A 6730-nucleotide genomic window follows, 5' to 3' on the forward strand; every position below is an offset into this window, starting at 1 on the left:
GCGTGGTGATCAAGGTGTTCGGTCGGGTGGCTCGGGCGAGCGGTGTGGCCCGACTGGGCGGTCGAGGAACGGGTGGGTAGACCCCGTTCGGGGCAGTCGTCCGGCGGCGGTTCCGAGCCTCGCAGGCCCAGCTTGTAGGGTCGCAACAGGCGATCGGCGGAGTCATCGGACATTCGCGGCAAGGGTCCCCATCCGGCAGCTTTCCCGTCGAGTTCGGCGCGGGTTGAGGGGTCGTTCGGGATGCCGGGTGTGGACGGATACCTGGCCGGGCAGGGACGTGTCGGCCCGCGGATCGCCCCGCAGACCATGCCATGAGACGGGAGCAAGTCTGTGCCGAGTCCGCGGGTCCTCGGCCTGGTGCTGGCCGGGGGGGCCGGACGGCGGCTGGCGCCGCTGACGGCCGATCGGGCCAAGCCCGCCGTTCCCTTCGGTGGGTTGTACCGGCTGATCGACTTCGTGTTATCCAACCTGGTCAACGCCGGCTATCTGCGGATCGCCGTGCTCACCCAGTACAAGAGCCACAGCCTCGACCGGCACATCACCACGACGTGGCGGATGAGCAACCTGCTGGGCAACTACATCACCCCGGTGCCGGCGCAGCAGCGTCTCGGCCCGCGGTGGTTCGCCGGCAGCGCCGACGCGATCCACCAGTCGCTGAACCTCGTCCACGACGACAACCCGGACATCGTCGTCGTCTTCGGGGCCGACCACGTCTACCGGATGGATCCCCGGCAGATGGTCGCCCAGCATCTCGACTCCGGTGCCGGGGTGACCGTCGCCGGGCTGCGGGTGCCGCGCGCGGAGGGACGGTCGTTCGGGGTGATCCAGACCGGCCGGGACGGTCGGACCATCGAGGCGTTCCTCGAGAAGCCCGCCGAACCGCCCGGTCTGCCGGGCAGCCCGGAGGAGACGTTCGCGTCCATGGGCAACTACGTCTTCTCCACCGACGTGCTCATCGACGCGCTGCGCAAGGACGCCGCCGACGAGGACAGCCGGCACGACATGGGCGGCGACATCATCCCGATGCTCGTCGCGCAGCGCGCCGCCGCCGTGTACGACTTCAGCGACAACGTCGTGCCCGGCACGACCGCCCGTGACCGCGGCTACTGGCGCGACGTCGGCACCCTCGACTCCTACTTCGACGCGCAGATGGACCTGTGCGCGCTCGACCCGGTCTTCAACCTGTACAACCGCGAGTGGCCGATCTTCACCAACGTGCCGTCGCTGCCGCCGGCCAAGTTCGTCCACGACGACCCGCGGCGCACCGGCACGGCGATCAACAGCATCGTCAGCAACGGCGTGATCGTCTCTGGCGGCACCGTGCGGTCCGCGGTGCTCTCGCCGGGCGTGCGGATCAACTCCTGGGCGGAGGTCGACCGCTCGGTCGTCCTCGACAACGCCGTCGTCGGGCGCGGCGCCGTCGTCCGCGACGCGATCCTCGACAAGAACGTCCACGTCCCACCGGGCGCCCAGGTCGGCGTCGACAAGGACCGCGACCGCGCCCGCGGCTATGCCGTGAGCGAACGCGGCATCACCGTGGTCGGCAAGGGCGTCACCGTCACCGACTGACTGCGCCACCCTGCACCCGCGCCACCACTGCACTCGCTCGTCCACTGCACCCGCTCGTCCACCCCGTCGATGGAGAGACAGTCCATGCGCGTCGCGCTGCTCACCCGCGAGTTTCCCCCGGACGTCTACGGCGGCGCGGGTGTGCACGTCGAGTACCTGGCCCGCGAGCTCGCCCGGCTGGTCGACCTCACCGTGCACCGGGAGGCCGGCGGGCACCGGGCGGCGGGCGGTGGCGACCGGGCCGTGGTGGAGGTGCCCGGCGGGCCGGGCGTCGCCGCGGTGAGCGCCCACCCGAGCTGGGCGGCGCTCGCCGGCACCGACGACGTGCTGCGCACCCTGTCGATGGACCTGTCCATGGCGGCGGCGGCCGTCGGCGCGGACGTGATCCACTCCCATACCTGGTACACGAACCTCGGCGGTCACCTTGCCGCCCTGCTCGGCGGCGTCCCGCACGTGATGACGTCGCACTCGTTGGAGCCGCGCCGACCGTGGAAGGCCGAGCAGCTCGGCGGCGGCTACCGGCTGTCGTCCTGGTCCGAGCGGATCGCCATCGAGTCCGCGGCGGCGGTCGTGGCGGTGAGCGCCGGGATGCGCGCCGACATCCTCGACGCCTATCCGGCGGTCGATCCGGTCCGGGTGCACGTGATCCGCAACGGCATCGACACCGAGGAGTACCAGCCCGACCCGGCGACCGACGTGCTGGCACGGCACGGGGTCGACCCGGAACGGCCCACGGTGATCTTCGTGGGGCGGATCGCCCGGCAGAAGGGGCTGCCGGTGCTGCTGCGCGCCGCGTCGGCGATCGACCCGCGGGCGCAGCTCGTGCTCTGCGCCGGCGCCCCGGACACCCCGGAGCTGCTCGCGGAGACCACCGCGCTGGTCGACGGGCTGCGCGTCGAGCGCGGCGGCGTCGTCTGGCTCAACGGAATGCTGACCAAGCCCGAGGTCATCCAGCTGCTCAGCCACGCCACCGTGTTCGTCTGCCCGTCGGTGTACGAGCCGCTGGGCATCGTCAACCTGGAGGCGATGGCCTGCGGCACCGCCGTCGTCGCCTCCCGCGTCGGCGGCATCCCGGAGGTCGTCGACGACGGCGTCACCGGGCTGCTCGTCCCGCCCGAGGAGCCCAAGGCGCTCGCCGACGCCGTCAACACCGTGCTCGCCGACCCGGCCCGGGCGGCGGCGATGGGCCGCGCCGGCCGGGACCGCGCCGTCGGCGAGTTCGGCTGGGCCGCCGTCGCCGAGCGCACCGCGGCCCTGTACGACTCGGTGGCCCGCCGCTAGCGGGCGGTGTTCAGCGCTGCCAGGCGGTCTCGGTCACGGGGGAGCGGCCCAGCAAGGGGCGCCACCAGGGCTCGTTCTCCTTGTACCAGGCGATGGTGGAACGCATCCCCTCGTTGAAGTCGATCAGCGGCGACCAGCCGAGCTCGGTGCGCAGCTTGGTGGAGTCCAGCAGGTAGCGGCGGTCGTGGGAGGGCCGGTCCGGCACGATCGTCTTCAGCGACGCCGGCAGGCCGAGCTCGGCGAGCACGGTGTCGGCGATCGTGGCGATGTCGGCCTCGACCCCGGAGCCCACGTGGTAGGTCTCGCCGACCCGGCCGCGGTCGAGCACGGCGTCGATCGCCCGGCAGTGGTCCATCACGTGCAGCCACTCGCGCCGGTTCGTCGTCGACGCGTAGAGCGGGAGCTGCTCGCCCTGCAGCGCCCGGGTCACGAACAGCGGGATGACCTTCTCCGGGAACTGGTACGGCCCGTAGTTGTTCGAGCAGTTGGTGATCGTGATCGGCAGGTCGTAGGTGTAGCCGTAGGCGCGCACGGCATGGTCGCTGCCGGCCTTCGCCGCGTTGTACGGGGTGCGCGGCAGGTAGGGGGCGTCCTCGGTGAAGGCGCCCGGGTCGTTGAGGTCCATGTCGCCGTAGACCTCGCAGGTGGAGATCTGGTGGAAGCGGGCGACCCCGACCGTGCGGGCCGCCTCCAACAGCGTCTGGGTGCCCATCACGTTCGTCGAGAAGAAGTCGCCCGGCCGGATGATCGCCAGACTGTTGTGCGACTCGGCGGCGAAGTTCACGATCACGTCGACCGTGTGCTCGCGCAGCGTGGACTCGACGAGCTCGCGGTCGCGGATGTCGCCGTGGACGAAGGTGATGCGCTCCGCGACGTCGGCGAGGTTCTCCCGGCAGCCCGCGTAGGTCAGGGCGTCGAACGCCACGACGGTGTCCGCCGGGTGGCGCTCGCGCCAGTAGCGGACGAAGTTCGACCCGATGAACCCGGCGGCTCCGGTCACCAGCAGCGTCGACATCGTTCGGCCTTTCGGTCGGCCCGCGTGCTTCGGCGCACGCGGTGGGATGGGCGGTCGGCGGCCATGGTCTCGCGGCCCGGGCGAAGCGGTCTCAAGTCTGCCTGGTGGGCGGCGCGGCGGTCCGCGGCGGGTTGGCCGGGCAGGCCGGGGGCCCCCGGTCGCACCATCCGGTGGCGGTGAACATCCCCGTCCAGGTCCGTGACTTCATGTGGAAGTAACATGCGCAAATTACGCTCCGGCCTGTGGCGGACCTGTTCGAGGGTTATCCGGCGGAAGCGGCGGCCACGGCGGCCTGGGACGAGGTGTTCGAGGCGTCGAACACCCCCCGGGACGTGTACGCCGCCCTCTATGACGCGTTGCAACCCCTCAGCAGCGCAGATCTCGCGGCCCGCAAGGTCGCCCTGGACCGGGCGTTCCGGGACGCGGGCATCACCTTCAACCTCTTCGGTGAGGAGCGGCCCTTCCCCCTGGATCTCGTGCCGCGGCTGCTCGCCGGCGACGAGTGGGACGTCATCGAGCGCGGCGTCACCCAGCGCGTCCAGGCGCTGGAGGCGTTCCTGGCGGACGTCTACGGGCCGGCCGAGGTGCTCGCCGACGGCATCGTGCCGCGCCGGCTCGTGCTGACCAGCGCGCACTTCCACCGCGCGGCGCACGGCATCGACCCGCCGAACGGGGTGCGGGCGCACGTGTCCGGGATCGACCTCATCCGCGACGAGCAGGGCGGCTTCCGCGTCCTGGAGGACAACGTCCGGGTGCCGTCCGGGGTCAGCTACGTGATCGAGAACCGCCGGGCGATGACCCGGGTGTTCCCGGAGCTCTTCGCCACCCACCGGGTGCGGCCGGTCGCCGACTACGCCACCCACCTGCTGCACGCGCTGCGCGCCGCCGCCCCGCCGGAGGTCGCCGACCCGACGGTGGTCGTGCTCACCCCGGGCGTGTACAACTCCGCCTACTTCGAGCACGCGCTGCTGGCCCGGCAGATGGGCGTGGAGCTGGTCGAGGGCCGCGACCTGTCGGTCCGTGACAACAAGGTCACCATGCGGACCACCGAGGGCAAGCAGCCGGTGCACGTCGTCTACCGCCGGGTGGACGACGACTGGCTCGACCCGCTGCACTTCCGCCCGGAGTCGATGGTCGGCTGCGCCGGGCTGGTCAACGCCGCCCGCGCCGGCAATGTGACGATCGCCAACGCGGTCGGCAACGGGGTCGCCGACGACAAGCTGATGTACACCTACGTCCCCGAGCTCATCCGGTACTACCTCGGCGAGGAGCCGATCCTGCCGAACGTCGACACCTACCGGCTCGAGGACCCGGACCAGCGGGCGTACGTCCTCGACCACCTGGACTCCCTCGTCGTCAAGCCGGTCGACGGCTCCGGTGGCAAGGGCATCGTCATCGGGCCCCAGGCCAGCGACGCCGAACTGGCCGAGCTGCGGGTGCGGGTCAGCGAGGATCCTCGCGGCTGGATCGCCCAGCGGGTCGTCAAACTGTCGACGTCGCCGACGCTGATCGATGACCGCCTCGGCCCCCGGCACGTGGACCTGCGACCGTTCGCCGTCAACGACGGCAACAAGGTGTGGGTGCTGCCCGGGGGGCTGACCCGGGTCGCGCTGCCGCGGGGCAGCCTGGTCGTCAATTCCAGCCAGGGCGGCGGCTCCAAGGACACCTGGGTGCTCGCCGCCGAGCGCAACCCGCGCGAACCGGCGCTGCCGCCCGCCCGCCCGCCGGGTGCCGCCGCCCGCCCCGCCAGCGGCCCGGACCTCGGTCCGGTCTCCTCCGACCAGCAGCAACAGCAGCAGCAAGAACAACAGCAGCAGCAAGAACAGCAGCAGCACCAGGCCGGGGGGAGCTCGGGATGCTGAGCCGGATCGCCGAGTCGCTGTTCTGGATCGGCCGCTACGTGGAGCGGGCCGAGTCCACCGCCCGCATCCTCGACGTCCACGTCCATCGGGTGCTGGAGGACCCGTGGCTCGACGCGAGCTTTGCCGGCCGCGAGCTGCTTGCCGTCATGGGCCAGCCGGCAACGTTCGATCAGCAGGTCGACTCCCGCACGGTGACCGAGATCCTTGCCTACGACCCGGCGCGGCCGTTCAGCATCACCGGGGCGCTGTCGGCGGCCCGGGAGAACGCCCGCAGCGCGCGTGTGGTCGTCTCCAGCGACGTCTGGGAATGCCTCAACGCCACCTGGAACGACCTGCCCCACAACGAGGAGCTGGCCCGCCGCCTCGGCCCGCACGTGTTCTTCCGCTACGTCCGCGAGCGCACCGCGATGCTCGCCGGGCTGGTCGACGCCACCCTCGCCCGCGACGACGGCTGGCGCTTCCTGGTGCTCGGCCGCAGCCTGGAACGCGTCGACATGACCTCCCGGCTGCTGTCGTCGAGCATCAGTGACGACCCGCACTCGCAGAGCTGGATCAGCCTGCTGCGCTCCTGCGGTGCGCACGAGGCGTACCTGCGGACCTACCGGCGTGCCGTCGACGCCGCCCGGGTCGCCGAGTTCCTGCTGCTCGACCGGCTGTTTCCGCGCTCGGTGTACTGGTCGCTGGCGCTGGCCGAGGACATCCTCGCCGAGCTCGACGGCGGCCGCGGCCGACCCCGGTCCACCGTCGACGACGCCGCCCGCCGGACGGTCGGGCGGACCCGCACGGAGCTGGAGTTCCACAGCGTCGCCGAGCTCGTCGAGAACATGCCGGACCTGCTCGCCTCCCTGCAGAGCACCTGCTCGTCGGTCAGCGGCGAGGTGACGGCCCGCTACTTCGCCCGCGAGGCGCCGCGGTCCTGGGCGATGGAGGTGCCGGCGTGAGCCGGCCGTCGCGGCTGACCCGCCCGGCCAGTCCCACCCGGGTGGTCCGCCCGGCCCGGGGG

Annotated in this window: 5 protein-coding genes; 4 read left to right on the forward strand and 1 reads right to left on the reverse strand. The window is 71.9% G+C overall.

Going from position 1 to position 6730, the window contains the following annotated elements:
• Positions 1 to 330 precede the first annotated feature (330 nt).
• On the forward strand, positions 331 to 1569 hold the full coding sequence (gene glgC / locus ND748_RS06205; protein ID WP_251744702.1) for a glucose-1-phosphate adenylyltransferase: 1239 nt from the start codon (positions 331 to 333) through the stop codon (positions 1567 to 1569).
• Positions 1570 to 1653: 84 nt separating this feature from the next.
• Positions 1654 to 2850: a glycogen synthase gene (gene glgA / locus ND748_RS06210; RefSeq protein WP_251744703.1), complete on the forward strand. Its 1197-nt coding sequence runs from the start codon at positions 1654 to 1656 to the stop codon at positions 2848 to 2850.
• Between the two features lie 10 nt (positions 2851 to 2860).
• On the opposite strand, the gene rfbB is transcribed toward glgA, so the two are convergent.
• The gene (rfbB, locus tag ND748_RS06215; RefSeq protein ID WP_251744704.1) at positions 2861 to 3865 is read right to left on the reverse strand and encodes a dTDP-glucose 4,6-dehydratase; all 1005 of its coding nucleotides are present in this window, start codon (positions 3863 to 3865) and stop codon (positions 2861 to 2863) included.
• Between the two features lie 242 nt (positions 3866 to 4107).
• Here rfbB and ND748_RS06220 point away from each other — a divergent pair, with 242 nt between their 5' ends.
• Positions 4108 to 5727, forward strand: coding sequence for a circularly permuted type 2 ATP-grasp protein (locus ND748_RS06220; RefSeq protein WP_251744705.1), 1620 nt, complete (start codon positions 4108 to 4110; stop codon positions 5725 to 5727).
• Complete coding sequence (locus ND748_RS06225) at positions 5721 to 6668, forward strand: alpha-E domain-containing protein (RefSeq protein WP_251744706.1); 948 nt, start codon at positions 5721 to 5723, stop codon at positions 6666 to 6668. The genes ND748_RS06220 and ND748_RS06225 overlap by 7 nt, the downstream gene beginning before the upstream one ends.
• Positions 6669 to 6730: the final 62 nt, after the last annotated feature.

Source organism: Frankia sp. AiPs1 (assembly GCF_023716945.1).
In the GTDB taxonomy this organism is placed as follows: Bacteria; Actinomycetota; Actinomycetes; order Frankiales; family Frankiaceae; genus Frankia.